At 43.2% G+C, this 25,794-nt stretch carries 32 protein-coding genes; 20 read left to right on the forward strand and 12 right to left on the reverse strand.

Features of this window, described 5'->3' with window-relative positions; genetic code table 11:
- Positions 1 to 12 precede the first annotated feature (12 nt).
- The 3 genes from LLW17_RS02955 to LLW17_RS02965 are packed head-to-tail and all read left to right on the forward strand — an operon-like array spanning position 13 to position 2,561.
- Entirely contained in the window at positions 13 to 744 is a 732-nt protein-coding gene (locus tag LLW17_RS02955) for a polyprenol monophosphomannose synthase (RefSeq protein WP_228228776.1), read from the forward strand.
- Positions 745 to 2,085 (forward strand): dihydroorotase, encoded by a 1,341-nt coding sequence (locus tag LLW17_RS02960; protein WP_228228777.1) that lies wholly within the window; start codon positions 745 to 747, stop codon positions 2,083 to 2,085.
- The gene (locus tag LLW17_RS02965; protein WP_228228778.1) at positions 2,085 to 2,561 is read left to right on the forward strand and encodes a DUF4296 domain-containing protein; all 477 of its coding nucleotides are present in this window, start codon (positions 2,085 to 2,087) and stop codon (positions 2,559 to 2,561) included. The genes LLW17_RS02960 and LLW17_RS02965 overlap by 1 nt, the downstream gene beginning before the upstream one ends.
- Here the strand turns inward: LLW17_RS02965 and LLW17_RS02970 are convergent.
- Positions 2,551 to 3,555 (reverse strand): NAD-dependent epimerase/dehydratase family protein, encoded by a 1,005-nt coding sequence (locus LLW17_RS02970; RefSeq protein WP_228228779.1) that lies wholly within the window; start codon positions 3,553 to 3,555, stop codon positions 2,551 to 2,553. The two genes, LLW17_RS02965 and LLW17_RS02970, sit on opposite strands and share 11 nt — an antisense overlap.
- A gap of 193 nt (positions 3,556 to 3,748) precedes the next feature.
- Here LLW17_RS02970 and tyrS point away from each other — a divergent pair, with 193 nt between their 5' ends.
- Complete coding sequence (gene tyrS, locus LLW17_RS02975; RefSeq protein WP_228228780.1) at positions 3,749 to 5,047, forward strand: tyrosine--tRNA ligase; 1,299 nt, start codon at positions 3,749 to 3,751, stop codon at positions 5,045 to 5,047.
- Between the two features lie 62 nt (positions 5,048 to 5,109).
- Here tyrS and LLW17_RS02980 read toward each other — a convergent pair whose 3' ends face one another.
- The 4 genes from LLW17_RS02980 to LLW17_RS02995 all read right to left on the reverse strand — a co-directional run bounded on the left by LLW17_RS02980 (position 5,110) and on the right by LLW17_RS02995 (position 9,699).
- Positions 5,110 to 5,421 carry a type II toxin-antitoxin system RelE/ParE family toxin gene (locus LLW17_RS02980; protein ID WP_228228781.1) on the reverse strand — a complete coding sequence of 104 codons (312 nt, stop codon included), beginning with the start codon at positions 5,419 to 5,421 and terminating at the stop codon, positions 5,110 to 5,112.
- 6 nt (positions 5,422 to 5,427) lie between these two features.
- The gene (locus tag LLW17_RS02985; RefSeq protein ID WP_228228782.1) at positions 5,428 to 5,658 is read right to left on the reverse strand and encodes a hypothetical protein; all 231 of its coding nucleotides are present in this window, start codon (positions 5,656 to 5,658) and stop codon (positions 5,428 to 5,430) included.
- 85 nt (positions 5,659 to 5,743) lie between these two features.
- Entirely contained in the window at positions 5,744 to 6,454 is a 711-nt protein-coding gene (locus LLW17_RS02990; RefSeq protein WP_228228783.1) for a zinc metallopeptidase, read from the reverse strand.
- A gap of 200 nt (positions 6,455 to 6,654) precedes the next feature.
- Complete coding sequence (locus tag LLW17_RS02995) at positions 6,655 to 9,699, reverse strand: leucine--tRNA ligase (protein WP_228228986.1); 3,045 nt, start codon at positions 9,697 to 9,699, stop codon at positions 6,655 to 6,657.
- A 237-nt stretch (positions 9,700 to 9,936) separates the two neighbouring features.
- Between LLW17_RS02995 and LLW17_RS03000 the strand changes: the two genes are divergently transcribed.
- The 7 genes from LLW17_RS03000 to LLW17_RS03030 all read left to right on the forward strand — a co-directional run bounded on the left by LLW17_RS03000 (position 9,937) and on the right by LLW17_RS03030 (position 14,351).
- Positions 9,937 to 10,815, forward strand: coding sequence for a cell division protein FtsX (locus LLW17_RS03000; RefSeq protein ID WP_228228784.1), 879 nt, complete (start codon positions 9,937 to 9,939; stop codon positions 10,813 to 10,815).
- Positions 10,816 to 10,882: 67 nt separating this feature from the next.
- Complete coding sequence (locus LLW17_RS03005; RefSeq protein WP_228228785.1) at positions 10,883 to 11,188, forward strand: DUF3098 domain-containing protein; 306 nt, start codon at positions 10,883 to 10,885, stop codon at positions 11,186 to 11,188.
- A complete protein-coding gene (uppP, locus tag LLW17_RS03010; RefSeq protein ID WP_228228786.1) occupies positions 11,189 to 11,986 on the forward strand; it encodes an undecaprenyl-diphosphatase UppP in 798 nt (265 codons plus the stop codon).
- A 30-nt stretch (positions 11,987 to 12,016) separates the two neighbouring features.
- Positions 12,017 to 12,721, forward strand: a complete 705-nt coding sequence (gene truB / locus LLW17_RS03015; protein ID WP_228228787.1) for a tRNA pseudouridine(55) synthase TruB — start codon at positions 12,017 to 12,019, stop codon at positions 12,719 to 12,721.
- A gap of 146 nt (positions 12,722 to 12,867) precedes the next feature.
- Positions 12,868 to 13,200, forward strand: a complete 333-nt coding sequence (locus LLW17_RS03020) for a type II toxin-antitoxin system RelE/ParE family toxin (RefSeq protein WP_228228788.1) — start codon at positions 12,868 to 12,870, stop codon at positions 13,198 to 13,200.
- Positions 13,201 to 13,205: 5 nt separating this feature from the next.
- Complete coding sequence (locus tag LLW17_RS03025) at positions 13,206 to 13,505, forward strand: helix-turn-helix domain-containing protein (protein ID WP_228228789.1); 300 nt, start codon at positions 13,206 to 13,208, stop codon at positions 13,503 to 13,505.
- Positions 13,506 to 13,613: 108 nt separating this feature from the next.
- Positions 13,614 to 14,351, forward strand: a complete 738-nt coding sequence (locus LLW17_RS03030) for a hypothetical protein (RefSeq protein WP_228228790.1) — start codon at positions 13,614 to 13,616, stop codon at positions 14,349 to 14,351.
- Here the strand turns inward: LLW17_RS03030 and LLW17_RS03035 are convergent.
- Positions 14,329 to 14,967, reverse strand: coding sequence for a thioredoxin family protein (locus LLW17_RS03035; RefSeq protein WP_228228791.1), 639 nt, complete (start codon positions 14,965 to 14,967; stop codon positions 14,329 to 14,331). The two genes, LLW17_RS03030 and LLW17_RS03035, sit on opposite strands and share 23 nt — an antisense overlap.
- Positions 14,968 to 15,060: 93 nt before the next feature.
- Between LLW17_RS03035 and LLW17_RS03040 the strand changes: the two genes are divergently transcribed.
- The 3 genes from LLW17_RS03040 to LLW17_RS03050 are packed head-to-tail and all read left to right on the forward strand — an operon-like array spanning position 15,061 to position 16,845.
- Positions 15,061 to 15,639, forward strand: a complete 579-nt coding sequence (locus tag LLW17_RS03040) for a DNA-3-methyladenine glycosylase I (protein ID WP_228228792.1) — start codon at positions 15,061 to 15,063, stop codon at positions 15,637 to 15,639.
- Positions 15,636 to 16,190, forward strand: a complete 555-nt coding sequence (locus LLW17_RS03045) for a hypothetical protein (protein WP_228228793.1) — start codon at positions 15,636 to 15,638, stop codon at positions 16,188 to 16,190. Before LLW17_RS03040 ends, LLW17_RS03045 begins: the two co-directional genes overlap by 4 nt.
- Positions 16,171 to 16,845: a DUF2490 domain-containing protein gene (locus LLW17_RS03050; RefSeq protein WP_228228794.1), complete on the forward strand. Its 675-nt coding sequence runs from the start codon at positions 16,171 to 16,173 to the stop codon at positions 16,843 to 16,845. The genes LLW17_RS03045 and LLW17_RS03050 overlap by 20 nt, the downstream gene beginning before the upstream one ends.
- Positions 16,846 to 16,859: 14 nt before the next feature.
- On the opposite strand, the gene aat is transcribed toward LLW17_RS03050, so the two are convergent.
- From aat to LLW17_RS03065, 3 genes are all read right to left on the reverse strand, one after another.
- Positions 16,860 to 17,498, reverse strand: coding sequence for a leucyl/phenylalanyl-tRNA--protein transferase (gene aat / locus LLW17_RS03055; RefSeq protein WP_434084769.1), 639 nt, complete (start codon positions 17,496 to 17,498; stop codon positions 16,860 to 16,862).
- Between the two features lie 84 nt (positions 17,499 to 17,582).
- Positions 17,583 to 17,957 (reverse strand): DUF3127 domain-containing protein, encoded by a 375-nt coding sequence (locus LLW17_RS03060; protein WP_228228796.1) that lies wholly within the window; start codon positions 17,955 to 17,957, stop codon positions 17,583 to 17,585.
- Between the two features lie 31 nt (positions 17,958 to 17,988).
- Positions 17,989 to 18,870 carry a flavin reductase family protein gene (locus LLW17_RS03065; protein WP_228228797.1) on the reverse strand — a complete coding sequence of 294 codons (882 nt, stop codon included), beginning with the start codon at positions 18,868 to 18,870 and terminating at the stop codon, positions 17,989 to 17,991.
- A 157-nt stretch (positions 18,871 to 19,027) separates the two neighbouring features.
- Between LLW17_RS03065 and LLW17_RS03070 the strand changes: the two genes are divergently transcribed.
- The 3 genes from LLW17_RS03070 to LLW17_RS03080 are packed head-to-tail and all read left to right on the forward strand — an operon-like array spanning position 19,028 to position 21,153.
- Positions 19,028 to 20,179 carry a sensor histidine kinase gene (locus tag LLW17_RS03070; protein ID WP_228228798.1) on the forward strand — a complete coding sequence of 384 codons (1,152 nt, stop codon included), beginning with the start codon at positions 19,028 to 19,030 and terminating at the stop codon, positions 20,177 to 20,179.
- Positions 20,179 to 20,766, forward strand: a complete 588-nt coding sequence (locus LLW17_RS03075) for an NUDIX domain-containing protein (RefSeq protein ID WP_228228799.1) — start codon at positions 20,179 to 20,181, stop codon at positions 20,764 to 20,766. Before LLW17_RS03070 ends, LLW17_RS03075 begins: the two co-directional genes overlap by 1 nt.
- Before the next feature lie 33 nt (positions 20,767 to 20,799).
- On the forward strand, positions 20,800 to 21,153 hold the full coding sequence (locus tag LLW17_RS03080; RefSeq protein ID WP_228228800.1) for a hypothetical protein: 354 nt from the start codon (positions 20,800 to 20,802) through the stop codon (positions 21,151 to 21,153).
- On the opposite strand, the gene LLW17_RS03085 is transcribed toward LLW17_RS03080, so the two are convergent.
- Both LLW17_RS03085 and greA read right to left on the reverse strand, forming a co-directional pair.
- Positions 21,146 to 21,535, reverse strand: a complete 390-nt coding sequence (locus tag LLW17_RS03085; RefSeq protein WP_228228801.1) for an HIT family protein — start codon at positions 21,533 to 21,535, stop codon at positions 21,146 to 21,148. The two genes, LLW17_RS03080 and LLW17_RS03085, sit on opposite strands and share 8 nt — an antisense overlap.
- Before the next feature lie 126 nt (positions 21,536 to 21,661).
- On the reverse strand, positions 21,662 to 22,138 hold the full coding sequence (gene greA, locus LLW17_RS03090; RefSeq protein WP_099645613.1) for a transcription elongation factor GreA: 477 nt from the start codon (positions 22,136 to 22,138) through the stop codon (positions 21,662 to 21,664).
- 167 nt (positions 22,139 to 22,305) lie between these two features.
- Here greA and LLW17_RS03095 point away from each other — a divergent pair, with 167 nt between their 5' ends.
- The 3 genes from LLW17_RS03095 (at position 22,306) to LLW17_RS03105 (ending at position 23,373) form a co-directional block, all read left to right on the forward strand.
- On the forward strand, positions 22,306 to 22,755 hold the full coding sequence (locus tag LLW17_RS03095) for a Rieske (2Fe-2S) protein (protein ID WP_228228802.1): 450 nt from the start codon (positions 22,306 to 22,308) through the stop codon (positions 22,753 to 22,755).
- A 67-nt stretch (positions 22,756 to 22,822) separates the two neighbouring features.
- Positions 22,823 to 23,065 (forward strand): hypothetical protein, encoded by a 243-nt coding sequence (locus LLW17_RS03100; protein ID WP_228228803.1) that lies wholly within the window; start codon positions 22,823 to 22,825, stop codon positions 23,063 to 23,065.
- Positions 23,056 to 23,373: a type II toxin-antitoxin system RelE/ParE family toxin gene (locus LLW17_RS03105; RefSeq protein ID WP_228228804.1), complete on the forward strand. Its 318-nt coding sequence runs from the start codon at positions 23,056 to 23,058 to the stop codon at positions 23,371 to 23,373. Before LLW17_RS03100 ends, LLW17_RS03105 begins: the two co-directional genes overlap by 10 nt.
- Positions 23,374 to 23,480: 107 nt before the next feature.
- On the opposite strand, the gene LLW17_RS03110 is transcribed toward LLW17_RS03105, so the two are convergent.
- A complete protein-coding gene (locus tag LLW17_RS03110) occupies positions 23,481 to 25,703 on the reverse strand; it encodes a TonB-dependent receptor (protein ID WP_228228805.1) in 2,223 nt (740 codons plus the stop codon).
- Positions 25,704 to 25,794: the final 91 nt, after the last annotated feature.

Consider the following 25,794-nt stretch of genomic DNA (forward strand, 5'->3'; position numbering starts at 1 on the left):
AAACTACTGTAGATGGCAAGTTCGCTCGTCATAATCCCCACCTATAACGAAGCAGAAAACATAGAGAAGTTGTTACGCAATATTTTTGCGCAACAACGGGCGTTTGAGGTGCTTGTAGTTGACGATAACTCACCAGACGGCACAGCTACCCTGGTAAAAAGTTTACAGCAGGAGTTTATAGACCGGTTACACATTTTAGAACGACCCGGTAAAAACGGTCTGGGCACTGCTTACATAGCAGGCTTTAAGTGGGCGCTGCAAGGCAAATACTCATATATTTTTGAGATGGATGCAGACTTCTCCCACGCACCAAATGATTTGGTAAGACTCTATAATGCCTGCGCCCGTGGCGGAGCAGATCTTGCAATAGGCTCTCGCTATATCACCGGGGTTAATGTGGTAAACTGGCCTATGGGACGGGTATTAATGTCCTATGTCGCGTCTAAATATGTGCGGTTTATAACAGGGATGGATGTGGCCGATACCACAGCAGGATTTATATGCTATAAACGCAGGGTTTTAGAAAAAATTAATCTGGACAAAATCAAATTTGTAGGTTATGCCTTTCAGATTGAAATGAAATTTAAAGCCTATCTTCTGGGCTTTAAGATTACCGAAGTTCCTGTTATTTTTGTTGACCGTACCAAAGGCACCAGCAAAATGAGCAGCAGCATATTTAGTGAAGCGGTTTTTGGGGTAATTACTATGAAAATGAAAAGTCTTTTTAAACGTTACGATATCTAAATGGAAAAAGTTTTAATCAAGGATGCACATATCGTAAATGAAGGAAGTATCATTCACGGCGATGTATATATTGAAGATGGCATCATCAAGGAAATCAACAGCAGCATCAGTGTAAAATCTCCTGATGTGCACATTTTTGATGCCGAAGGGCGGCATTTGCTTCCCGGGGTCATTGATGATCAGGTGCATTTTAGAGAGCCGGGGCTTACGCATAAAGCCGATATAGGATCAGAATCTGCAGCGGCAGTTGCCGGTGGCATTACCTCTTTTATAGAAATGCCCAATACTAACCCGCAGACCACCACTATAGAAAAGCTTGAGGAAAAGTTTGCCATCGCGGCAGAGAGCTCTTATGCCAACTATTCGTTTATGTTTGGTGGCACTAATGACAACCTCGAAGAAATTAAAAAGCTCGATAAGAAAGCCTGTGCCGGTCTGAAATTATTTTTAGGAAGCTCTACCGGTAATATGCTGGTTGATGATGAAAACGTGCTTCGCGAAATTTTTAAAAGCACAGACCTCGTTATCTCGGTGCATTGTGAAGATGAAGAAACCATACGCAAGAATATGGAAATATACACCGGCCGTTATGGTGATGACATTCCTATCAACCTGCATCCCATCATTCGCAGTGAAGAAGCCTGTTACCTGTCTTCTTCAAAAGCCATTGCTCTGGCTAAAGAAACCGGTGCACGTTTACATGTATTTCATCTTTCTACAGCGAAAGAAATGGAGCTGTTTACCAATAAGATTCCGCTGAAAGACAAAAAAATCACGGCTGAAGTTTGCATTCACCATCTGTGGTTTTCTGATGCTGATTATGACGAGAAAGGAACTTTAATTAAGTGGAATCCCGCGGTTAAAACGCAAAGCGATCAGGATGCCCTTTGGGAAGCTTTACTAGATGATCGCCTCGATGTGATTGCTACAGACCACGCCCCACATACGCTTAAAGAAAAGCAAAATGTGTACACCAAAGCGCCCAGTGGCGGGCCACTGGTTCAGCACGCGCTTCCGGCGATGTTAGAGATGTATCACGAGGAAAAAATAAGCCTGGAAAAAATCGTCGAAAAAATGTGCCACAACCCGGCCATTCTTTTTGATGTGGAAAAACGAGGTTTTATAAGACCTGGTTATCACGCAGATTTGGTTCTGGTGGACCTCAACAACCCGTGGACGGTGACTAAAGAAAACATTTTGTACAAATGCAAATGGTCGCCTTTTGAAGGAAGCACCTTTAAATCGCGTATTTCGCACACCTTTGTAAACGGAAAACTCGCTTACAAAAACTTTAAAGTGTACGATGAACGCTATGGGCAGCGATTAACCTTTGACCGATAATGCGTAACCTAAGCCTCCTCATACTGGTTTTCTTATCCCTTTTTGCCTGTCAAAATGTGGAACGGCCTGAAAAGCCCGACGCTTTTATTGAGGAGGAAAAAATGATTGATATCCTTTACGACATCAGCGTAATTAAGTCGTTGAAAACTTACAACATCAACGAGATGCGAATGCTCGACATAAAACCCGAAAGTTATATCTATGACAAGTATGATATAGACAGCATTCAGCTTGCCGAAAACATCAGTTATTACGCAGTTGACTTTAATGAATATGCTGAACTTTGGGAAAAAGTGCGCGCACGTCTGGCTGCCAAACAGGAAGAAGTCGAAGCAGAAATTGCAAAAGGTGATAGTATACAACGTGTTAAGTCAAAACCAATTCCTGATTCTTTAAAAAATCGAAAAATTCCGCAAAGCGAAATGCCTAAAGGACTTCAGATGAATGACTCGCTCGTGGAGTCGGTTAGCGGTTAAGATGACGGGCTACCCGCTTTAAAGTTTCAGAAAGCGGTGTGTATTCAAAACTCAATTCCTCTTTCAGCTTTGCTGAACTGTATACACTCGCTGAATATGCAGATCGTGCAGTACTTCTGAAGAGTTTTCGCTTTTTACCAAATAAACCCGCGAGCCAGTCTAAACGCCAGGCCAGTTCGAGTTGCCATTTTTTGAGCATTTTTGAAGGGGTTTGCACCCCAAGGGCTTCGGCGATTTTTTGAAAGAGATCTTCAAATTTCAGGTTATAGCCTACTAAAATATAGCGCTCATTTTTGATTTCGCTTTGCATAAGGCGCAGCAAGGCGCTTACCACATCCTGCACATCTACAAAACCGGAAGCTCCGGGAACATTATAACGCAATCCATTTTTAACCTGTCTGAAAAACGCACCGCTGCCCGAACTGTAAAAACCTTCTCCCAGAATAACCCCGGGATTTACCATCACCGCATCGAGTCCTTCCTGAGTACCACGCCATACCTCAAGTTCTGAGGCAAATTTAGAAATGCTGTAAACGCTGTTGTCTTTATTGGCTTCCCAATGTGTTTCTTCGGTAATTTTCTTTTTTGACTCGCCCAGTGCCGCCACCGAACTCACGTAACCAAATTTTTTTACGCCAAACTCCAGACTCAGATTGACCATGTTTGCGGTACCTTCCACATTGATTTTCTGAAGCCGGTTAAAGCGCTTGGGGTTAAACGAAATGAGTGCGGCACAATGATACACATAGTCCACGCCTAGGAAAGCTTCAGTCAGCGCGGGAATATCAGTCACATCTGCTTCAACCCACTCGATGGTTTCAAAAGCAGCAGGAGTTGCCTGAGCCTGCTCATTTTTCCACCGAAACAAATCGGCTACCGAATCAATACTTTTACGGGTTCTGTAGGTGGCACGCAGGTTTTTTTCGCCTTGCGCGATCAATGCATACAACAGATGCGAACCCACCAAACCGGTACCTCCCGTGACTAAAATCATAGCGGCTAAGTTAACGATATTCTTGCGTTCTTGCCGTGATGCTTTGGGCATTATATTTATCTTTGCAGCCTTAAAATAGTCACGAGACGACTGGCTGCAGATGTTTTAAAGAGATGTTTTTTTTACATCGATAAGAATCAGGCAGCATTAAGAACAAACTTTTAAATCGCGTATATCGCGAAAACTAGCAATTATGATTACCAATTTTGTTGAAGAACTGCAATGGCGTGGGATGATTCACGATGTGATGCCCGGTACCGAAGAACACCTTATGGAACAAATGCGCTCTGCTTATGTGGGTATAGACCCTACGGCAGACTCCCTTCATATTGGGCACTTGGTAGGTGTGATGATGCTTAAACATTTTCAGCAATGTGGTCATCGCCCCATAGCACTGGTAGGTGGTGCGACCGGGATGATAGGTGATCCTTCGGGCAAATCTGATGAACGCAATCTGCTTGATGAAGAGACCCTGCGCCACAATCAACAAGCCATTAAAGAGCAACTTTCTCGCTTTTTGGACTTTGAATCTGATGAAGAAAATGCAGCTCAGCTCGTAAACAATTACGACTGGATGAAAGACTTTAGTTTCCTGAGCTTTATACGCGATGTGGGCAAACACATCACCGTAAACTATATGATGGCTAAAGATTCGGTTAAAAAACGCTTGTCTGCTGAGTCTGCCGAAGGAATGAGTTTTACCGAGTTTACCTATCAACTTGTTCAGGGTTATGACTTTTTACACCTCTACCGCGAGAAAGATTTAACGCTGCAAATGGGCGGAAGCGACCAGTGGGGGAACATCACTACCGGGACCGAATTGGTACGCAGAATTGCCGGCGGCAAGGCCTATGCCATGACCTGCCCGCTAATTACCAAAGCAGACGGGACCAAATTTGGAAAGACTGCAGGTGGCAATATCTGGTTAGATGCTGAGCGCACCTCGCCTTATAAATTTTACCAGTACTGGCTGAACACCAGCGATGAAGATGCTGCCAAATACATCAAGATCTTTACCTTTTTAGGAAAAGAGGAAATCGAAAATCTGATTGCCGAGCATCAGGAAGCGCCACATCAGCGTGCCTTGCAAAAACGCCTGGCCGAAGAAGTTACTATAAGCACGCACGGTATAGAAAACTATGAGAATGCGGTTAAAGCTTCAGAGATTCTCTTCGGAAAATCTACAGCTGCAAACCTTAAGGCGCTTAACGAGAAGACCTTTTTAGATGTTTTTGAAGGGGTTCCGCAAGCGGAAGTAAGCCGTGGTGAGATTGAAGCCGGTCTGGATATCGTAGCCGCGTTGGCCGAAAAAACCGGTTTTCTGCAATCGAACGGGGAAGCCAGACGCGCCCTGAAACAAAACTCCATTTCAGTTAATCAGGACAAGGTGGAAGACGGCTATACCATTACTACTGAAGATTTGATCAACAACCGCTTTGTATTGTTACAGCGCGGAAAGAAAAATTACTTTGTGATCCGGGTGCTGGATTAAACCTTTAAAAGGTGCTAAATAATAGGAAACCCTCCATCATAACTGATTGAGGGTTTTTTATTTCATATATTTTTACGTCTGAGCATTTTAGAAGGATTACGCCTTACATCAAAAACGTCAACGATTAAAATTACGTTCTCTGTAATTCGGTAGATAACTTTATAGTTTCCGACCAAGAAATAGCGATGATTCTGATTTTTCTCGACTAAAGTTGGTTCTATTTGACCCAGCTTTGGATACATGCGAAGTTTTGCAGTAGCTGATAATATTTCTGTTCTAATTTTGTGCGCAACTGAGCGGCTGACATTTTCTACGTAGTAATCAAATACCTCTTTCAAGCTTTGGATTGCAAAACCAGACCAAACCAGTTCCATAAGGGATCACCAATTCTTTGATGATTGCTCCAAATCATCTTGAGTTTTAAAATCACCTTTCTCGTAACGCGCTTCAGACTCCTGAACTCGGGTTTTTAATACCTCATCAGATAAATCAAACTTCGGCAGGATTATTCCTTCGTCATCCAATTCTAAGAGTCTTTCAATTAATTCGTCAATCGAAAATTCTTCCGGAAAATTCTCAAGCTCTTTTTTCAATTCTGTCTTCGAAAGCATATCTTAAATTTTACAGAAAGTTAAACAAAAAACCCATTCAACAGAAGCTGTCGAATGGGTTTGAGCTTTACAATACTTTTAAGTATTAGCGTCGGCTTCCCAAAATCTGAAGCGCAAAGTACAATAAGGTTGCCAGCGAACCAATCGCTGCAACCACATAGGTACGGGCAGCCCATTTAAGCGCATCTTTAGCACCGTCGTGTTCCTGTCGCGTTAACATGTTTGCCGATTCTAACCAGGCCAGGGCGCGGTTACTGGCGTCGTATTCAACCGGCAGGGTGATAAATGCGAAGATTGTACCCATCGCAAACAATCCAAGTCCAATAAGTGCCACAGTCATTCCCAGACCGCTACCTATAATGGACATGAGCACCACACCACCAATGATTACAAACGTAGACATACGTGATGCCACACTTACCACAGGCACGAGCTTAGAACGCATCGTCAACCAACTGTAGGCTTTGGCGTGTTGCACAGCGTGACCGCATTCGTGGGCGGCTACTGCTGCAGCGGCGGCATTACGCTCATTATACACCGGTTCACTCAGGTTTACGGTTTTATTTGCCGGGTTGTAATGGTCTGTCAACTGACCCTGCACTGAAATCACCTTGACGTCATTAATCCCATTATCACTAAGCATTTTACGGGCAATCTCGGCACCGCTCATCCCATTTTGCAAGTGTATTTGTGAATACTCCTTAAACTTGCTTTTCAATTTGCTACTTACAGCCCAACTTACCAATGCGATAAGTCCCACCAGAATGTAGTAACCCATATATCCTCCTGTTATCATCTTTTTTAAAATTTAGTGTATTAAAACTAAAGAATATTCAGCAATAAATACACCGAAAATCATTTCTGCCGTTTTGGCAAAGAATTCAAAATCTAAAGTTGAAAATTCAATGCTACCGACTTGAAAAAATTACAGCGTAGCATTTTGTATTTTTAAGTTTGTGCTTCTTATTTCCAATTCCTCCTTTGGGGGCTAGGGACTTAGCCCACAAAGTTCACAATCTTACCGGGCACAACGATTACCTTTTTAGGTTCGCGGCCATCCAAATACTCCTTCGTTTTCTCGTGTGCACGCACGGCTTTTTCAATTTCTTCTTTAGAAAGATCCAGCGGAAGCTCCATCGTAAATCGCATCTTTCCGTTAAAGGAGATGGGGTATTCCTTACTGCTTTCTACCAAATGCTTTGGATCAAACTTCGGAAAGGGCGCAGTTGCTATCGAACCTTCATGACCCAGCAAACTCCACAATTCTTCTGCGATGTGTGGCGCGTAGGGCGAAATCAACACAGCCAATGGCTCCAGCACCTCGCGGTTGTTGCATTTTAAAGCTGAAAGTTCATTAACCGCAATCATAAAGGTTGATACCGAAGTATTGAAACTGAAGTTCTCAATATCTTCCTGTACTTTCTTGATGGTTTTATGCAGGGTTTTCATGGCCTCCTGCCCCCCGGCCCCCGAAGGGGGAGTATCATCTACATAAAACTCACCCAGGTTTCCATTGGGTTCAGTTTTGTGGTACAGCTTCCATAATTTTTTAAGGAAGTTGTGCACCCCGGTGATCCCGGCAGTATTCCAGGGTTTTGCCTGCTCTAACGGACCTAAAAACATCTCGTACATACGCAAAGTATCGGCGCCGTATTCCTCACAAATATCATCGGGATTAACCACGTTGTATTTGGATTTGGACATTTTTTCGACTTCGCGAGATACCTTTATACCTACTTCATCAAATGGGCTATTATTTGTTTGCTCACCTTCTTCATTAAGTATCAATGCGTTGTGATGAGCTGAGCTCCACTCCCGAAATTTCGAAATATTGACAAAATCTTTACTATTTACAAATTCTACATTAACGTGAAGTGGTGTAAATAGTAAATTAACCTCAATCCCTTTTATAGCTTCAGTTGTATTTTCAAGAATAAAATCACATACTTTCTTTCTTAAATCTAAATTTTCGTTTGATTGACCTTCGAGTTTGACGACAGCATTATAATCTAGAAAAATGGGATTTAATGTTGGTATTGTCTTTTCAGTACCATTAATAGATTGATAGCCTGAAACCCTATGAACAAACGCACTCTCCCCCAAAATCATTCCCTGATTGATCAGCTTTTTAAAGGGTTCTTCAACCGGTGCAAAACCGCGGTCTTTAAGGAATTTCACCCAAAAACGGCTGTACAATAAATGCCCGGTGGCATGCTCGCTACCGCCAATATACAAGTCCACATCCTGCCAATAGTCCATCGCTTCTTTTGAGGCAAAAGCCTCGTCGCGCAGGGCTTTCTCCATATATCTGAAGAAATACCAGCTTGACCCTGCCCAACCGGGCATGGTGTTTAGTTCCAGCCCATAAACCCCAGAAGGCAAATTATCAGCATCAGCTCCCCCTTTGGGGGTTGGGGGGCTTACAACTTCGTTTTTATTTGTGTCCCAATGCCACTTCGTGGCACGACCTAATGGCGGTTCGCCTTCTTCGGTGGGCAGGTATTTCTCTACCTCGGGTAATTCCAGAGGCAGATATTTGGGATCTATAGTTTGAGGCATTCCGTCCACATAATAGACCGGGAAAGGTTCGCCCCAGTAGCGCTGACGGCTAAAGACCGCGTCGCGCAAACGGTAATTGACTTTGCCTTTACCGGCGCCTAATTTTTCAAGCTCCTCTATCGCTTTGGGAAGCGCTTCCTTGTAAGCAAGCCCGTTTAAGAAGTCAGAATCTTTAAGCGGAGTTGCGTCCTTTTCGGCGTAAGCCTGCTCACTGATATCAACGCCTTCAAATATATTTTTAATCGGAATGTTGAAATGCCTTGCAAAATCCCAGTCACGTTGATCGCCGCAAGGCACCGCCATAACCGCACCTGTACCGTAACCGGCCAAAACATAGTCGCCAATCCAGATCGGGATAGGCTCTTTAGTAAACGGATGCTCAGCATACGCCCCGGTAAAAGCACCTGAAATGGTTTTTACATCGGCCATACGCTCGCGCTCGCTGCGCTTGGCTGTCGCCTCGATATAGGCATCTACTTCAGCCTTTTGCTCTGGCGTGGTGATTTCCTTTACAAGATCCAACTCAGGTGCCAGCGTCATAAAGGTCACCCCAAAAATCGTATCGGGGCGGGTGGTGAAAACACCAATTTTGAATTCTGAATTCTGAATTCTGAATTCTACAGAAGCTCCTTTTGAACGGCCGATCCAGTTAGTTTGTGAATCTTTAAGCGGCTGCGGCCAGTCGATATCCTGCAAACCGTCTAGTAAACGCTGGGCGTAGGCGCTGATGCGCATACTCCACTGCGTCATTTTCTTACGTACCACGGGATGCCCGCCACGTTCGGAAACGCCGTTAACGATCTCGTCGTTTGCCAAAACCGTCCCCAATGCGGGGCACCAGTTTACTTCGGTCTCAGCAAGGTAGGTAAGGCGGTATTTTAATAAGATTTCCTGTTTCGCTTTCGCGGAAGCGGTATTCCAATCCTCAGCGCTAAACACCTCAACGTCATCATCACAAACTGCATTAACCGAAGCATTCCCTTCGGCTTCAAATCTGGCGATCAGCGTATCGATGTGTTCGGCTTTGTTGGTGTCGTTGTTGTACCAGCTTTCAAAAAGCTGAATAAAAATCCACTGCGTCCACTTATAGTATTCCGGGTTTGAGGTGCGTACCTCACGGCTCCAGTCAAACGAAAAGCCTATTTTATCGAGTTGCTCGCGGTAACGCGCAATATTGGTTTCGGTAGTGATTGCGGGGTGCTGCCCGGTTTGAATCGCATATTGCTCAGCCGGAAGCCCAAACGAGTCATACCCCTGCGGATGCAAGACATTAAAACCCTGATGACGCTTATAACGCGCGTAGATATCACTGGCGATGTAGCCAAGCGGGTGCCCCACGTGCAGACCTGCCCCTGAAGGATAGGGAAACATATCCAGTACATAATATTTGGGCTTATCGCTGTTGTTTTCGGCTTCAAAAGTTTTGTGTTCTTTCCAAAACTGTTGCCATTTTTTCTCTATCGCGTTAAAATCGTAGTTCATCATGAATTGGTTTTCCAGACCTCACAGGTTTTAAAAATCTGTGAGGTCTTTTAAGAAGCGGCAAATTTACGATTTTAAAGGGATTTATCGTTTTGGCTTTGGGAAAGCACGAGCGGAGATTCACCAGGCGCTTTCAGTTTCTCAAAGCTCTTCATACAAAAAAGCTTAAGCTTACGTTTAAGAAGCACGAACTTTAGTATTTTTGCCCCTTAGTGTTCTAAAACAGTAACGAATAATATGGCCTCATCTTTTGAAAAATTTCAGCGTCGCAGATTAATTTCCTCCTATTTTTCGGTGGTATTGAGTATCGCGCTGGTGCTGTTTTTATTGGGTGTGCTGGGTCTTTTGGTGCTCAATTCTAAAAAAGTAGCAGACCACTTTAAAGAGCAGATTGCCCTTACCATTTACCTGAAAGACGAAGCAAAAGACGTTGAAATCAAACAGCTTGAAAAGAGCCTGGCACTCGCCGAGTACACCAAATCAACGCGATTTGTATCAAAAGAAGAAGCTGCTGAAGAGCACAGCAAAGAAATTGGCGAGAATTTTATGGATTTTCTGGGCTACAATCCCCTGCAAAACTCCATTGACGTGTACCTGAAAGCAGATTTTGTGGATGCCAACCGGGTGAAGGAAATTGCAGATGAACTCACCGCTAAGGATTTTGTAGACGAGGTCAACTACGACCAGCCGCTTATCTCTTTGCTTAACGATAACATCAAAAAAATAAGTCTGTGGATTGTCATCATCAGCGGGGTCTTTACCCTGATTGCAGTTTTGCTGATCAACAGCGCGATCCGGCTTTCGGTATATTCTAAACGGTTTACCATTAAAACCATGCAAATGGTAGGAGCTACCAAAGGTTTTATACGTCGCCCGTTTATCTGGCTAAGTATGAAACTGGGTATGGTAGGCGCGGTAATCGCTCTTGCAGGGATGGCCGCCGTATTGTATTACCTCAACCAGACTTTCCCGGAGTTGGAATTGCTGGCAGATCCGGTGATTTTAGCCATTTTATTTGTGAGCGTGTTTGCAGCAAGCATTGTGATTACCTGGTTCAGTACTTTTTTAGCCACACAACGCTTTCTGAATTTGAGAACAGACGAACTCTATTATTAGACTTAAGATATCAAACAAGAGATTTTAGACAAAAACTCTTAAACCATTAACTTTTAACCCCTTCAAAATGGGAGAACAAAAGCGGAAAAAACAAAACGAACTGCACCGCAGCAGTTTCATCTTTAAAAAGAAAAATTATCAGGTGATGCTTATAGGCCTGGGCGTGATTGCCCTGGGTTTTATCCTGATGTCTGGCGGTGGCAGTGACGATCCTAATGTGTTTAACCCGGAGATCTACCACTGGAGACGCATACGCCTGGCTCCGGCTTTGGTATTGATAGGTTTTGGGATCGAAGTCTATGCGATTTTGCTGAATCCCGATGCTAAAAAAGAATCTTCTGAAACATTTCCAAAAGATAAAGGCACCAAGTAAATGGATATAATCGACGCGATAATACTGGGTATTATACAAGGTCTCACCGAGTTTTTACCGGTATCTTCAAGCGGTCATCTGGAGCTTGGGAAAGCCATTTTAGGCGACAGTACCGTGCCCGAAGAAAGCCTATTGTTTACTGTAGTCTTACACTTTGCAACCGCGCTAAGCACGCTGGTTGTATTTAGAAAAGACATTTTTGACATTGTAAAAGGGCTTTTTCAGTTTAAATGGAATGAAGAAACTCAATTTGCAGTCAAAATTGTGCTTTCGATGATTCCGGCGGTTATCATCGGGTTGTTTTTTGAAGAACAATTAGAATCGCTTTTTGGCGGAAACATTCTGCTTGTTGGTATGATGCTTATCATCACCGCCTTATTGCTTTGGCTTGCCGATAAAGCCAAGGACACCCAGAAACCCGTAAGTTTTCAAAACGCCTTTACCATAGGTGTGGCACAGGCCATCGCAATGCTTCCCGGGATTTCCCGAAGCGGCGCGACGATTTCCACTTCGGTTTTATTGGGAAATGACAAGGCCAGAGCAGCCCGTTTTTCGTTCCTGATGGTGGTTCCCCTGATTTTTGGAAAGATTGCCAAAGACCTTTTAAGCGGAGACATCACCACCGAATCGGGCAATTTTACTGCGCTTTCTGTTGGTTTTGTTGCAGCATTTATAAGCGGATTGATCGCCTGTACCTGGATGATTAAACTGGTTAAAAAGAGTAAATTATCCTGGTTTGCCATCTATTGCCTTATTGTAGGCGTCATTGCGGTAGGCTTTGGCTATTACAACCTGTAATCCCAAAGAACAAGATCACACACATCATTTATGCAATTTTCGGAAGCAGACTTTAAAGAAGGTCAGATTTTACTTTTTGACAAACCGCTCAACTGGACTTCGTTTCAGCTGGTGAACAAAGTGCGCTGGCTCATACGTAAAACCTACAAGATCAAAAAGATTAAAGTGGGTCACGCCGGCACACTAGACCCGCTTGCAACCGGTTTGCTCATCATCTGCACCGGAAAATTCACCAAGCGTATTGAAGAATTTATGGGTCAGGAAAAAGAATATACCGGCACCATTGTACTGGGCGCCACCACTCCTTCCTACGACCTGGAAACCGAAATTGACGCTGTATTTCCCACGGCTCACCTCAGCGAGGAAGCCATTCACGCGGCAACAGCCCAATTTACCGGAAGCATTATGCAACAACCACCGGTTTTTTCGGCATTAAAAAAAGATGGAAAACGCCTGTACGAGTTTGCACGTGAAGGTAAAGAAGTTGACATTCCCAGCCGGGAAGTGCAGGTTTCGGCTTTTGAAATCACACGTATCGCACTTCCGGAAGTTGATTTTCGCATCAGCTGCAGTAAAGGGACGTACATCCGCTCCCTTGCACATGATTTTGGTAAAGCTTTAAATTCCGGCGGGCATCTTTCCGCTTTGCGAAGAACAAAAATTGGTGATTTTGAAGTGAATACCGCCACCGGTCTCGAAGCTTTTGAAGCTACTCTGGACGCTTCTGTTTTGTAAAGACAATTCCGGGCACGGCTCTTGCGTTTTGTTTAACAGGTCGCAAGGTTTAATTTGCTAAAATATTTCTTTACAAAACCTTTTGAAGCCTCAAATAACCTAATCTAAAATTTGGCGAATGTTATCTTTCGAGATAACTTTATAAGATGATCCGGGAAATAATTTTCTACGAAGACCATTTTATGAAGTTTTACCTTGGACAGGATGAAAAGGTAAAGCAAAAAATTAAATATGTTTTCGAGTTGATTAAGCAGGTTGACCGGGTTCCTGAAAAATTCCTGAAACATTTGACAGGAACAAACGGGCTTTATGAAATACGAGTAGCATACCAATCAAATAGCTATCGGATTTTTTGTTGTTTTGATGACGGTAAACTCGTAGTCCTTTTTAATGCGTTTCAAAAAAAGACGCAAAAAACTCCACAAAAAGAAATTGACACAGCAGAGCGTTTAATGAATGCCTATTTTAAGATAAAATAAAGCTTATGGAAAAGTATAAAGATATAAAGACATTTGACGAACTGATCGAGTTAGAACACGGAGCAATTGGAACGGAAAGCCGCAACAGCTATGAAGAAAGCGCACAACTATTTATCATTAGTGAAATGCTTAAAGCAGCCCGAAAAGAGGCAAAAATGACCCAGAAACAGCTTGCAGAAAAAGCCGGAACTAAAAAAAGCTACATCTCAAAAATTGAGAACGGAAAAGCGAATATTCAACTTTCAACCTTAATCCGAATTTTTGAACAAGGATTGAATCGTAGAGTTGGATTCACTTTTCTATAAGCAAGATTATACGGTCTAGCAACCCGTTAGCCGGAACAAAGGGTTGCTTCGCGGCTCTTGCGTTTTGTTTAACAGCATACCACCGCGGCTTTTTGTATTTTTATAGCCATGAAAATGACCTCGCAGGATAAAGCCATGTTGATCACCTTTAGCGGTGCGGCTTTTCTTTTTGTGGTATTTCTGTTTCTTACCGTAAAACCTTACGACACTTCGCAGGTAGAAGAATTTATTCCTATCCCTATCATTCAGGATGAGCCTAAAGAAGAACCAACGCCTCAAGAAGTCGAAGAACAAAAGCAATTGCAGTCTCAGCAAATTACCAATCAGGCACAGAGCAGCAACCGGGAAGTTCGGGAGGCCAACCGCTATTTTAGCCAGCAAAATCAGGTTAACGACGCATTGAAAACGGATTCTGAAACGCTGGAACCTTCAGAAGATACGGATGGTGAAGATGAAAACTTTCCCGATTACCGGGAGCGTATCGCACTCTTACGCCAAAAACGAAGGGAAGAACAATCTGCCGGAGATTCAAAAACGGCCGAAAAAATTTCAAAAGTAAACACCTCGAGCTACCGCCGTAGTACGGTGACGTATCAGCTTAAAGACCGTAATGCCGTGCAAATTCCTAATCCTGTGTACACCTGTGATGCCACCGGAAAAGTGGTAATCAATATTGAGGTTAACGGCAGTGGCGGGATTATTAAAGCCTACTTCAACAAAAGCGCTTCGAGCACGTCTAATGGCTGTTTGGTAGATCAGGCATTGGAGTATGCTGAGAATGCCATATTCAACAAAAGCGACCGTGCCACACAGCTAGGTTCGATTACATTCGAGTTTCAAGGTTAAGCACGCGCAAAATCTCGATCAATTCGCTCAAAATCGATTCCCCTTTATCTTTATTGTACCAAAGCTGCAGCGACTCTCTAAATTCCGAAGTGATCTCACCGTGTTCTGCTTTAAAATCTTCAACCAGCTTTTTTGCAGCCGAAGAGCGCGAACCCCAGGAAGCTAAAACTTCTTTGGTATGCGGATCCTGAATGACCAATTTTGGAATTGCCTTAGCTCCGTTTGATAAAAAGGCGTCCATCAATTGGGGATGATCGTCCCGCAATACCACTCTGAAGTCAATATTGGGTAGGATTTCAGCTATTTTTTGCATCACGGCAGTTGCCGGGGGCGCGTCACCACACCAGCTTTCGGTGAGCAACAGCCAGTTCAGCGGGCGGTCAAAACCACTGATGAGTTCCTGCTCAGCTTCAGTGAGCTTAAAGGTTTTATCCCAGCGTTTCATACGGCGGTCGTTGAGCAGGGTGTAATTTGATAAAGCTTCGGTTTGCGTATGGCCGGTGCTGGTAAACGATTGGGCATGCGAGCCCACCAGCAACCGGTAATCTGCGTAGGTCATTCCAGCTTTAAAAGATTGGGTGACCAAATCCTGGCGTTCTAAAGTAGTTATTTGCATAGACTAGAAGTCGGGCATTTTTTAACAAACTTACAGTCCCACACAGGCTTTCAGCCAATAGATTCAATATCTTTAAGGTCTAAATGCAGGACTATGAATAAGCACAGGTGTGGCTGGTGTGCAGGTGATGCGCTGTACGAAGCCTATCACGATACCGAATGGGGCGTGCCCATTTATGACGACAACACTATTTTTGAATTTTTAATTTTGGAAACCTTTCAGGCAGGACTCAGCTGGATCACGATTTTGCGCAAGCGCGAAAACTTTCGCGAAGCGCTGGATGATTTTGACTACAAGAAGATTGCCAATTACGGGGATGAAAAATTAGAAGAACTGCTCAACAACCCCGGAATCATTCGCAATAAACTGAAGGTTTACGCGACCGTGAGCAATGCCAAAGCCTTTATGAAAATTCAGGAGGAGTTCGGTTCGTTTTCCAAATACATCTGGAGTTTTGTAGATCACAAGCCCATTCAAAACCAGATTGAATATTATAAAGAAGCTCCGGCTACTACGGCAATTAGTGATGCCTTATCTAAAGACCTAAAGAAGCGAGGCTTTAAATTTACCGGCTCAACCGTAGTTTATGCGCATATGCAGGCCACCGGAATGGTAAATGATCACGAAATAAATTGTTTTCGATACGAAGAAGTAAAAGCAATGAGTTTATGAAACACCCAATTTTAGCTTTACTGATTGCACTCTCCAGCCTTACCTACGCACAAAACGTCAAGCAGGAGTTTGAACAGGGCATAGAGGCCGATGAGATGCCTCAAGCGGCGATCCGGTATTTACAAAGCCTGGAAGGAACTAAAAAGCGGCTTCAGTATTACCGCGAGCAGGACGGTGATCGGCAGAGTTTTGAAGCCAAGTTTAAGATTGGCAGATCAAAATACAGTGCAGAGTTTGACCGGGACGGAATGCTGGAAGACATTGAAATCATACGAAATCAAAAAGAAATGGGGACCAGCCTGACAGCTGTAAATGACTATCTGGAGACCAATTTTGAGCGGCATCGTATTGAAAAAATACAGGCGCATTATGAACCAAAAGCTGCATTTGACACAGCCAATCCCGGAATACCCGATGCCTGGGAAATTATTGTAGCTACAAAAAACACAGAAAACAAACTGGAGCGTTTTGAGATGACTTTTGACGCTGATGGTAACTTTTTAAAATCCCGTAAAGTGGTACGCCAGTCTTATGAATTTCTCCTTTTCTAAAGTATTTGTACTAATACTGCTGCCTTTTGGCCTATTTGCTCAGGACACACGCTACCTAAGCCAGCACGAGATTGCCTTTAATTACAGTCCGCCGTCTCGCTGGAGCTATAATTTTGAAATCACCAACCGCAACACCTTTCCGGAAGAAGACAAGCCCTACTCGGTGCAGCATCTGGAGTTTTCGCACTTTACGACTTATGAGAGTGGGTTCTACGGCAGTTTGAGTTTGGGATTACGCTATCGCAACCGGGACTGGTTTGAGCCCGGCCGCAGTAACGAGCTGCGACTTACGCAACAGTATAATTATGCCCGTAATTACAACCAATACCGGCTGGGACATCGTTTTAGAATCGAGCAGCGCTTCTATGATACTGAAACCGTTCACCGTGCACGTTATCGTCTCAATCTGGACTTTCCGTTGCAGGGATTACGGCTTGATGATGGGGAATTTTACACCGCAATAAGTCTCGAGACCCTGTACAGCATTTCGGCGTTGGAAAAGCCTGAACTCAATCAGCGATTTACCTTAACTCTCGGAAATCAGATCAGCGGCACCCTGAAACTGCAAATCGCTGCTGAGTGCCGAAAGGAAGATTTAACACTAGATCAGGAAAATCGCGTGTTTTTCTATACTTCGGCAAAGATTAAGCTTTAAGCTGAAAAGAATTCTTACTGAAGATATTCCAAAAACTTTTCCCGTGAAATTTCGCGTGCGCCCATGCTATCCAAATGCTCGTTATACACCTGGCAGTCTATGAGTTTGTAATCGAGCTTTTGAAGTTTTCGCGCCAGCGTAATCAAAGCGACTTTACTGGCATTGCTTGCGTGGCTAAACATACTTTCACCACAAAACACCTTTTTATCGGCCAGGTTGATCCCATATAAACCGCCCACCAGCTTAGCATCCTGCCACACCTCAACAGATTCTGCAAGACCTTCTTCATGCAGTTTGATGTAGGCTTCAACCATCTGGTTTGTAATCCAGGTTCCGTGCTGCCCGTCTCGTTTTACACGCTTGCAATTCAAAATCACATCGGTAAAGCAGGTGTTGTAAGTAACTTTGAAATGCCCCTGGTTAAATACATTCCGCATAGATTTTGAAACATGAACTTCTTCAGGAAAAAGAACCATGCGCGGGTCTGGAGACCACCACAACACCGGCTGACCGTCATTATACCACGGGAAAATCCCTTTTGCATAGGCATCCTTGAGACGGCTTAACGACAAATCTGCGCCTACTGCAAGCAGACCGTCTTCATCTGCATGGCGGTAATCTGGAAATGGTTGATCTGAGGTGATATAGACGATAATGCTAGATTTTAGAGGGTATAAACCGGAAACCCCCGAAACTTAGTGAAAGTATCGGGGGTTTCGGTTTGTTTTAACGCGATTTTAGAACGGTAAATCGTCGTGATCGTCATCATCAAAGTCTGATGCCGGCTCAAACTGATCTGCAGGTGGTACCGGAGGCACGCTTCCTGCCGGTGCAGATTGATCTGCATTTTCAATTCGCCATCCGTTAAGACTGTTGAAATATTTGGTTTCACCCTGTGGGCTTACCCACTCGCGACCTCTAAGATTGATGCTGATTTTTACGTTTTGTCCCGGTTTAAAGTTGTTGAGCAAATCGGTTTTATCCTGTACAAACTCGACCATGATGGTTTGTGGATATTGTTCTTCGGTAATTACAACTATTTCCCGCTTTTTGAAGCCGCTACCAAAGGTTTGAACGTCTCCTATAAGTTTTACTTTTCCTTGTACTTCCATTTTCTTCTGTTCTTCTTTAAATTTTAATGTCTTAAGCCAAAATCAATTTCCAGGCTTCCTGTATCTTATTGTTGCTGATCAATTCCTGTATTTTACTATGCAGGGCAGGGCTGTTTTTAGCTGCTGCCAAATCTTTAAGTTCGGCTTCCGTTTCTAAAAAAGCCTGAATTTCTTCCGTTTGCGGCAATACATCAACATTGCCCAGACGTCCCAAATCGTTTCCGGTGAGGATGCTGCTGGTTCTAAAGGCTTCCGGAATCTGATCAACACCAACCCCTAAGTTACGCAAAGGTTTTGGCACTTCAAACATCCCGTCAATCGCACGGGTGTACCAGTTGCCTCCCATTCGGGCTACCAGATCAATCTTATGATCGTCAATAGTACCCGCTTCGGTGAGAACGTTTTCGTGCAAATGCATACGCACCACCTCGCAAATCACCAGGTTTCCGGCGCCGCCCTGATCTCCCATAGCGACAACTTCTTTCACTTTACATTCGAGCTGTACCGGCGATTCTTTCACCCGAAAGGGCTTCACCGCTTCAGACTGTACCTTGGTAAAACCGGCTTTTATAAACTCGTCAACACCCGCATCATATTCGGTACTGGCCAATGACATTTGCTGTACCATCGCATAATTTACAATATTAATCACGACCTCTTTGGTCTCCAAAATATTGTCTAAGGTATGCTTGGTCGTATTGTCTCTGCCGCGACGCACGGGCGAAAACACCACGATAGGCGGATTAGAACTAAACACGTTAAAAAAGCTGTACGGTGCAAGATTAGGCCTGCCCTCAGCGTCCAGAGTGCTGGCAAAAGCAATAGGCCGCGGACTCACAGCCCCCGCAAGAATACCGTAAACCGTCGCATTATCGCTGGCGGCCGGATCAAGTGTTTGAGTCTTAAATTGCATCCCGCAAAGGTAGGCATACGCAGGTACACTTAAAACCGTTTTACAGACAATAATTCTTTGAGAAATGCTTTATATTTAATCGATGTCGATGAGCCTTAAGCACAGCTAAAAATTAGCACCGCCTTATAATCAACCCGACTTTTTAAGACCTCAGTTTATGAAGTTTAACAGAGATCAGCGCTTTGTACGCTGGTTTATCATTTTTGCAGCAGTTGTCATCACGGCACTGATTTTATGGAATGTCTCGCTGTTTTTTGATCAGCTGAAACAGGCCGAGCGGGATCGTATGGAAATCTGGGCTTCGTCAATGGAAGCTTTAAATACCGAAGACATCAACCAGTATTATGCGCTAAGCCAAAAAATCAATAGCCGCAACCAGTACATCCCCATCATTATTACCGATTATAAAGACAGTATTGTTAACAGCATCAATATCCCAAAGGGGGTTCTCGATAACCCGCAGCGCTCTCAGGAAATGCTTCGGGAAATGGCGGCAGAAAATGAGCCCATACGCATAGACATTTTGGGGGGCGATCTTTGGTATGCCTATTACGGGCATTCACCGGTAATCAACCAGCTTAAGTATTTTCCCGTGGTGCTGGTCATCATTGTCATTCTCTTTATTGCGGTTATTTATTTTTTTTACGCCACGTCAAAAGCTTCAGAACAAAACCTGCTCTGGGCCGGTATGGCCAAAGAAACCGCGCATCAAATAGGCACACCCTTGTCTTCTCTCGTAGGCTGGACCGAAATTTTAAAAACCGAAAATGTCAACCCGGAATACATCGAGGAAATCAATAAAGATATTGCGCGACTCGAGATTATAACCGGAAGATTTTCAAAAATAGGTAGCGTTCCGAAACTGGAAGCCAAAAACATCATTACCGTAACTCAGGAAGCATTTGAGTACCTGTCTAAACGCAGTTCTAAGCTTATCGATTTTCAAATTGATGTACCCCAGGGACAACTTTTTGTGATGCTTAACGAAGAGCTTTTTGCCTGGAGTATAGAAAATCTGGTTAAAAACGCCATCGATGCGATGAAAGGAAAAGGCACGCTTACCTTAATCATCAAAAGAGATACGCGCTATGCTAAAATTCTCATTAAAGATTCCGGAAAAGGCATCCCAAAAATGAATTTCTCAACCATCTTTGAACCCGGTTACACAACAAAAACCAGAGGCTGGGGATTGGGACTTTCACTCACCAAGCGTATCATCGAAGAATATCACGATGGACAGGTTAGAGTACTTCACAGTGAGATCAATAAAGGAACAACCTTTCAAATTGCCCTTAAACTTATCAATTAATGAACGACCGCCTTCGAAATATGAACGTGAGTATACTTTCAGACAACTGGTATACCCTCAAGAAAGTAGATTTTGAATATTTAAACAATCAAAATGTCTGGGAAAAGCAATCACGAGAGGCCTACGATCGCGGGAATGGAGCCGTGGTATTGCTTTACAATCCCGATAAAAAAAGCGTGATTCTTACCCGGCAGTTTAGAATGCCCACCTACCTCAACAAAAATCCCGACGGGATGATGATTGAAGCCTGTGCCGGTCTTCTTGATGAAAACGACCCCAAGACGGCCATTATTAAAGAGATTGAAGAAGAAACCGGCTACCGCATTACCGAGGTTGAAAAAGTTTTTGAATCCTATATGTCTCCCGGCTCTGTGACCGAAATTCTATATTTTTTTATAGCTACCTATTCTAAAGAACAAAAGGTTTCTAAAGGTGGTGGCTCTGAGGATGAAACCGAAAATATTGAGGTGCTTGAATATGATTTTCAGGAAGCGCTGAGACTGATTAAAACAGGCGAAATTAAAGACGCAAAAACAATCATGCTTTTACAATATGCCCAAATAAATCTGGGAGATCTGCTCAAATAATTTATTTTCGCAGTACCAACCTAAGCTTGATTTATGGCCGAAAACTACGTGAAATTTGGGGAATCAAAACTGCGCAATAACTGTCCTAAATGCTATGCTCAAGACGGATTGAAGTTTAGTTTTTACAATAAAATTGAAGATACTAAACTCTATACCCGTGCGACGAAACAGGTAAAAGGAGAGCTTAATTGCAGCCACTGCGAGTCTCAGATTTATCCTGCTTTATGGACCGATGAAATAGACCGAATCTATCTCTATAACCTGAAACGCGTAGGCAAACCGGAAACCTATCAACGCTTTAAGCCCCTCGCTATTTATATTTTGGCAGGAGTTGTTCTTGCAGGTGCTGCGGCAGCCTTTGGTATTTATTATTTAAAGACTAAATAGCCTCGTTGATTTCCTGAGCCAAAGCCGCCAATTCTTCAGAAGACATGGCCATTTTATTCAGGAAACGGGCATCTTCCATTGTAGTAAGCGGAATTAAGTGTACGTGAACGTGCGGAACTTCAAGCCCTATAACAGAGACGCCAATACGCTTGCAATCCACTACTTTTTCCAATCCCAAAGCAACCTTTCGGCTGAAAGCCATAAGCTCCATATAATCGGTTTCCGAAAGGTCAAATAGCTTGTTTACTTCCTTTTTGGGGATACACAAAGTGTGGCCTTTAGCATTCGGGTTGATATCCAGAATGGCGATATGCTTATCGTCTTCTGCTACAATGTGACCCGGGATTTCCCGATTGATTATTTTGGTAAAGATTGAAGGCATCTGGCGAGGGTTATTGGGTTATTGGGTTATTGGGTTATTGGGTTATTGGGTTATTGGGTTATTGGGTTATTGGGTTATTGGGTTATTTAAAAAAGATATTTCATTTTGCATATTTCGTATTTCCAATCAGTCTCTGCTGATTTCCAGAATATCAAACTTCATGGTGCCATTAGGAACGCTAACCTCGGCGACCTCCCCTTCCTTCTTGCCTAAAAGTCCTTTACCTATAGGAGAATCTACCGAAATCTTTCCGCTTTTCAGGTCGGCTTCACTTTGTGCAACCAGCTTATAGGTCATCACGGCTCCATTAGTCTGGTTCTTGATTTTTACGGTAGAATGCACCAAAACTTTTGAGGTGTCTAATTGCGACTCATCGATTATACGCGCATTAGCCACGATCTCCTCCATTTTAGAAATACGCATCTCCAGCATTCCCTGAGCTTCCTTAGCCGCATCGTATTCGGCATTTTCACTCAAATCGCCTTTATCGCGTGCATCGGCTATGGCCTGTGACGCTTTAGGACGCTCAACATCTTTAAGCTGATTGAGCTCATCCTTTAATTTTTTTAATCCTTCCGCAGTATAGTATGATACTTTACTCATAACTTCGTTTCTTTATGCACAATGTGTGTGGTGTATTTTCGTTTTCAGGGTGTGTTTACTCCAAAATGGAAAAGGCCAGAGGTATAAACACAAAAAATCCCATTATAAACGGGATTTGTAGTGCTAATATACGAAATTATTAATTCTTAGTTCTAAAATCTCACAAATTGACAATGTCGTTTTCTTCGGTTTACCTAAAAAAAATTAGCTGTATTCTGGGTTTAGTACTCGTAATGAGCTCCTGCAGTTCTGATGATGCCCGTATTAACAATCCCAATCTCACGCCCATTGCTTTCAGCGTTAGCCTAAATACCAATTTACCGGAATATAGCAATTTGCAATTCCCCGGTAATGCAGTTTATGTAGCCAATGTGGGAATACAGGGTGTTTTTGTAATCAACACCGGTACGGGAATACGTGCATGGGAGGCTGCAGATCCCAATCACGTGCCTAATCAATGTTCGGCAATGGTTTTAAACGGGGTTGAAGTAAGCTGCTCCTGTGAAGACAACACCTATAATTTGTACACCGGTCAGGATAAAGCTCAGGGCCAGCCTTATACCCTGCTTCCGTATCGGGTTGCTCAGGAAGGAAGTTTGATTATTATTTCGAATTAGGTTTACAACTCTTTGGCTTTTTAGTGTTTTTGTTGTTTGTATATTTAAGAATAAATAAAATCGCATTATGGATTTAGAAACTCGAAAAATATCATTTGTTCAGGAATTTTTACGATTACAAAATGAGGAAATCGTAACTGGTCTTGAAAATTTGATGCGTAGAAAAAAAGCAGAATTGCTCGATAAAAATCTCAAACCCTTGTCAATTGAGGAATATAATGCTGAGATTGATCAGGCAATGGAAGACTCAAAAAACGGCCGAATGATTAAAGCTGATGAATTACAATCGAAAATTAAGAAATGGAGCTAGAGGTTTACTGGTTGCAATTGGCCGAAAGTAAACTCGAAGACATATACGGTTATTATTCCCTGAAAGCAGGGAAAAGAATAGCCAGAAAACTAGTAAGCGGAATAGTAGATAAAACAATAGGTCTCGACAAAAATCCTGAAATAGGTCAAATAGAAACTATTTTAGAACACAGGGATCATGAATTCAGGTATCTGGTTTTCAAAAATTATAAAATCATTTACTGGATCAACTACGAGTTTAAACGTATTGAGATTGCAAATGTTTTTGACACCAGACAGTCTCCTGAAAAAATGGATGATATCCCATAGGGGATAAAAAAGTTTCAACTTGATTCTTCAGCCCTTCAATTTAAACCAAAAAAAAAACTGCCCGAAGATTAACCCCGGACAGCTTTCAATTACTCAATCATAAAGTTTTAAAATCGAACGCTGGCACCCACTAAAAAGTTGATTTTTGCCTGCGGATAGTATCTTGCTTCTTCAATGGTTTTTACCGTTCCTGGATTGGAAAAATCATCATCGTAGGTATAAAAATAGCCATTGGAGACGTATTCTTCACTTAGGAAATTGTTTACTAGCAACGTAAGTGTAATCGATTTGGCAAAGCCCAATGCTCCCAAATCATACTGTGCATTGAAGTCATTTACAAAATAGGCATCCAGCTTCGAGCTTTCTGCATCAATGTTGCCTAAATACTGCTCGCCAACATATTTAGACAATAATGACAGCCGCAATCCTTTCGTTGGAAAATAATCTATACGGTTTGCTGTCACGACATTTGGCGAATAGGAAATATTGGTATTTCCTAAATTCTGAAGTTCCCCATCCCGCTCAAAGAAAAAATCCCTATTTTTATTGGTACTCAACGCAATGTTAGGTGTCGTAGCCAGCATACCCGGTATGATCTCCAGGCCTGCCTCAATCTCCACACCCAGTCTATAGCTTGATCCGCTGTTTTGACGAATGGGCGCTCCCACATCATCAATAGCACCGGTAAGCACGAGTTGATTGCGGTAATCCATATAATAGGCATTAGCATAAATCCGGGCGCGATCTGTAGTATATCGGTAGCCCAATTCAAAATCATTAAGACTTTCAGGAACGGGATTTCCGTTTTCAAAATCGGTACGGTTGGGTTCGCGATTGGCCCGTGCGTATGACGCATAGATACGATTTGATTCATCTAAGGTGATAGTCACACCGGCTTTGGGATTAAAAAACGAATAGTTCTCGTCGATTATAAAATCTTCGCGGTCGTTATCTATCCCGTCTGTCTCATAACTTATAAAACGGCCCTGTACATCTCCAAAGACACTCCATATATCGTCAATTCTCCAGGTTGCTTTGGCAAATGTGGTAAACTCGTTCTTATCTGCAGTACCAAAATAGTAGCGGTATCCGGCTTCTTCAGTCTTCGAAAAATAGCGGGCCCAGACAATTTCGCCATAATGATCTCCACTATACAAACTACCAAAAATCCCCGCATCAAAATCGATGTTTTCGTCAGAATAATTGGTGGTCAAATTCGCCACATAATAGCGGTTATCTAACCAGCGACGGCGTATTAAATCGGTATCGGTTTGCAATTCGCCATCTACTTCATAAGGCTCCCAGCCTAAAGCTTCAAATGTTGCATCATTGGTGTACATTATATTTTCATAATACCAGGAATCCACATATTCCTCATAAAATCCGCGCCCCATGGTATAGTTCAACGCCAGATTTGTAGACCAGCCGCCACCGTACTTCTGGTTCCACAATAGCTGCACATGATCCTGCTTGTAATTATCAACCTGATTGTTGTAAAAGCCTTCAAAATTGCCTTCATCATCATACTGAAATCCTATGGGATTAAACCTGCGATCTGTTGCCAGGGTTTCGGAATCAATCCCGTTCCAGGACTGATAAGTGATCTCATGGCCACCAAAAACGATAGCTTTAAGCAAGGTGTTTTCATCCCGGAAAGAACCCTGAAGAAAATAAGATTTCAGATCTGAACTGGCGCGATCTACATAGCCGTCTGATTTAATGGCCGAAAGCCTTCCGGAAAAACTAAAATGATCACTAATGAGGCCGGTACCGAATTTTACATTAGCCCGGCTGGTGTTAAACGATCCGCCCGAAGCATTTACTTCGGCATACGCTTTATCGTCTGCCGCATCGGTCAGGATGTTTAAGCTGGCTCCAAAAGCTCCCGCACCGTTTGTAGAAGTCCCCACCCCGCGCTGCAATTGCACGCTCTGGATAGAACTGCTAAAGTCCTGAAGGTTCACAAAAAAAGTTCCCAGACTCTCTGCGTCGTTATACGGAATACCGTTTATAGTCACATTGATTCCCTGATTTCCCGTACCCCGTACCCGGAATCCTGTGTAACCAATGCCGGCACCGGCGTCTGAGGTGGTGACCACACTGGGCAGGTAGTTGAGCAAAATAGGCAAATCCTGCCCCAGATTGCGCTCCTCGATTTCCTGTTTAGAAAGGTTGCTGTAGGTGATGGGAGAGTCGGCATCAACCCTAATGGATTGCACCAGAACTTCGTCCAGTTTGTTGACTTCGGTCGTGTCTATGACCGGTTTTTGTTGTGCGAGTGCGCCAAAAGTTGTTAGGCTGGCAGCACAGGCGAATAAAAGAGTTTTCATCCGTAAAATGATTTTTACGAATAAAAGGGGCAATTATTCCGTGTTACTATTAGTTAATAAATGCAATGTTGCTTAAAATTCAACCGATCGT

Origin of the sequence: Leeuwenhoekiella parthenopeia, from assembly GCF_020782115.1 — a bacterium.
Lineage (GTDB): Bacteria > Bacteroidota > Bacteroidia > Flavobacteriales > Flavobacteriaceae > Leeuwenhoekiella > Leeuwenhoekiella parthenopeia.

What these genes read in the sequence shown, in the direction of transcription:
- LLW17_RS02955 (WP_228228776.1), top strand. Translation starts at nt 13, where the DNA reads ATGGCAAGTTCGCTCGTCATAATCCCCACCTATAACGAAGCAGAAAAC.
- LLW17_RS02960 (WP_228228777.1), top strand. Translation starts at nt 745, where the DNA reads ATGGAAAAAGTTTTAATCAAGGATGCACATATCGTAAATGAAGGAAGT.
- LLW17_RS02965 (WP_228228778.1), top strand. Translation starts at nt 2,085, where the DNA reads ATGCGTAACCTAAGCCTCCTCATACTGGTTTTCTTATCCCTTTTTGCC.
- LLW17_RS02970 (WP_228228779.1), bottom strand. Translation starts at nt 3,555, where the DNA reads ATGATTTTAGTCACGGGAGGTACCGGTTTGGTGGGTTCGCATCTGTTG.
- tyrS (WP_228228780.1), top strand. Translation starts at nt 3,749, where the DNA reads ATGATTACCAATTTTGTTGAAGAACTGCAATGGCGTGGGATGATTCAC.
- LLW17_RS02980 (WP_228228781.1), bottom strand. Translation starts at nt 5,421, where the DNA reads ATGGAACTGGTTTGGTCTGGTTTTGCAATCCAAAGCTTGAAAGAGGTA.
- LLW17_RS02985 (WP_228228782.1), bottom strand. Translation starts at nt 5,658, where the DNA reads ATGCTTTCGAAGACAGAATTGAAAAAAGAGCTTGAGAATTTTCCGGAA.
- LLW17_RS02990 (WP_228228783.1), bottom strand. Translation starts at nt 6,454, where the DNA reads ATGATAACAGGAGGATATATGGGTTACTACATTCTGGTGGGACTTATC.
- LLW17_RS02995 (WP_228228986.1), bottom strand. Translation starts at nt 9,699, where the DNA reads ATGAACTACGATTTTAACGCGATAGAGAAAAAATGGCAACAGTTTTGG.
- LLW17_RS03000 (WP_228228784.1), top strand. Translation starts at nt 9,937, where the DNA reads ATGGCCTCATCTTTTGAAAAATTTCAGCGTCGCAGATTAATTTCCTCC.
- LLW17_RS03005 (WP_228228785.1), top strand. Translation starts at nt 10,883, where the DNA reads ATGGGAGAACAAAAGCGGAAAAAACAAAACGAACTGCACCGCAGCAGT.
- uppP (WP_228228786.1), top strand. Translation starts at nt 11,189, where the DNA reads ATGGATATAATCGACGCGATAATACTGGGTATTATACAAGGTCTCACC.
- truB (WP_228228787.1), top strand. Translation starts at nt 12,017, where the DNA reads ATGCAATTTTCGGAAGCAGACTTTAAAGAAGGTCAGATTTTACTTTTT.
- LLW17_RS03020 (WP_228228788.1), top strand. Translation starts at nt 12,868, where the DNA reads ATGATCCGGGAAATAATTTTCTACGAAGACCATTTTATGAAGTTTTAC.
- LLW17_RS03025 (WP_228228789.1), top strand. Translation starts at nt 13,206, where the DNA reads ATGGAAAAGTATAAAGATATAAAGACATTTGACGAACTGATCGAGTTA.
- LLW17_RS03030 (WP_228228790.1), top strand. Translation starts at nt 13,614, where the DNA reads ATGAAAATGACCTCGCAGGATAAAGCCATGTTGATCACCTTTAGCGGT.
- LLW17_RS03035 (WP_228228791.1), bottom strand. Translation starts at nt 14,967, where the DNA reads ATGCAAATAACTACTTTAGAACGCCAGGATTTGGTCACCCAATCTTTT.
- LLW17_RS03040 (WP_228228792.1), top strand. Translation starts at nt 15,061, where the DNA reads ATGAATAAGCACAGGTGTGGCTGGTGTGCAGGTGATGCGCTGTACGAA.
- LLW17_RS03045 (WP_228228793.1), top strand. Translation starts at nt 15,636, where the DNA reads ATGAAACACCCAATTTTAGCTTTACTGATTGCACTCTCCAGCCTTACC.
- LLW17_RS03050 (WP_228228794.1), top strand. Translation starts at nt 16,171, where the DNA reads ATGAATTTCTCCTTTTCTAAAGTATTTGTACTAATACTGCTGCCTTTT.
- LLW17_RS03060 (WP_228228796.1), bottom strand. Translation starts at nt 17,957, where the DNA reads ATGGAAGTACAAGGAAAAGTAAAACTTATAGGAGACGTTCAAACCTTT.
- LLW17_RS03065 (WP_228228797.1), bottom strand. Translation starts at nt 18,870, where the DNA reads ATGCAATTTAAGACTCAAACACTTGATCCGGCCGCCAGCGATAATGCG.
- LLW17_RS03070 (WP_228228798.1), top strand. Translation starts at nt 19,028, where the DNA reads ATGAAGTTTAACAGAGATCAGCGCTTTGTACGCTGGTTTATCATTTTT.
- LLW17_RS03075 (WP_228228799.1), top strand. Translation starts at nt 20,179, where the DNA reads ATGAACGACCGCCTTCGAAATATGAACGTGAGTATACTTTCAGACAAC.
- LLW17_RS03080 (WP_228228800.1), top strand. Translation starts at nt 20,800, where the DNA reads ATGGCCGAAAACTACGTGAAATTTGGGGAATCAAAACTGCGCAATAAC.
- LLW17_RS03085 (WP_228228801.1), bottom strand. Translation starts at nt 21,535, where the DNA reads ATGCCTTCAATCTTTACCAAAATAATCAATCGGGAAATCCCGGGTCAC.
- greA (WP_099645613.1), bottom strand. Translation starts at nt 22,138, where the DNA reads ATGAGTAAAGTATCATACTATACTGCGGAAGGATTAAAAAAATTAAAG.
- LLW17_RS03100 (WP_228228803.1), top strand. Translation starts at nt 22,823, where the DNA reads ATGGATTTAGAAACTCGAAAAATATCATTTGTTCAGGAATTTTTACGA.
- LLW17_RS03105 (WP_228228804.1), top strand. Translation starts at nt 23,056, where the DNA reads ATGGAGCTAGAGGTTTACTGGTTGCAATTGGCCGAAAGTAAACTCGAA.
- LLW17_RS03110 (WP_228228805.1), bottom strand. Translation starts at nt 25,703, where the DNA reads ATGAAAACTCTTTTATTCGCCTGTGCTGCCAGCCTAACAACTTTTGGC.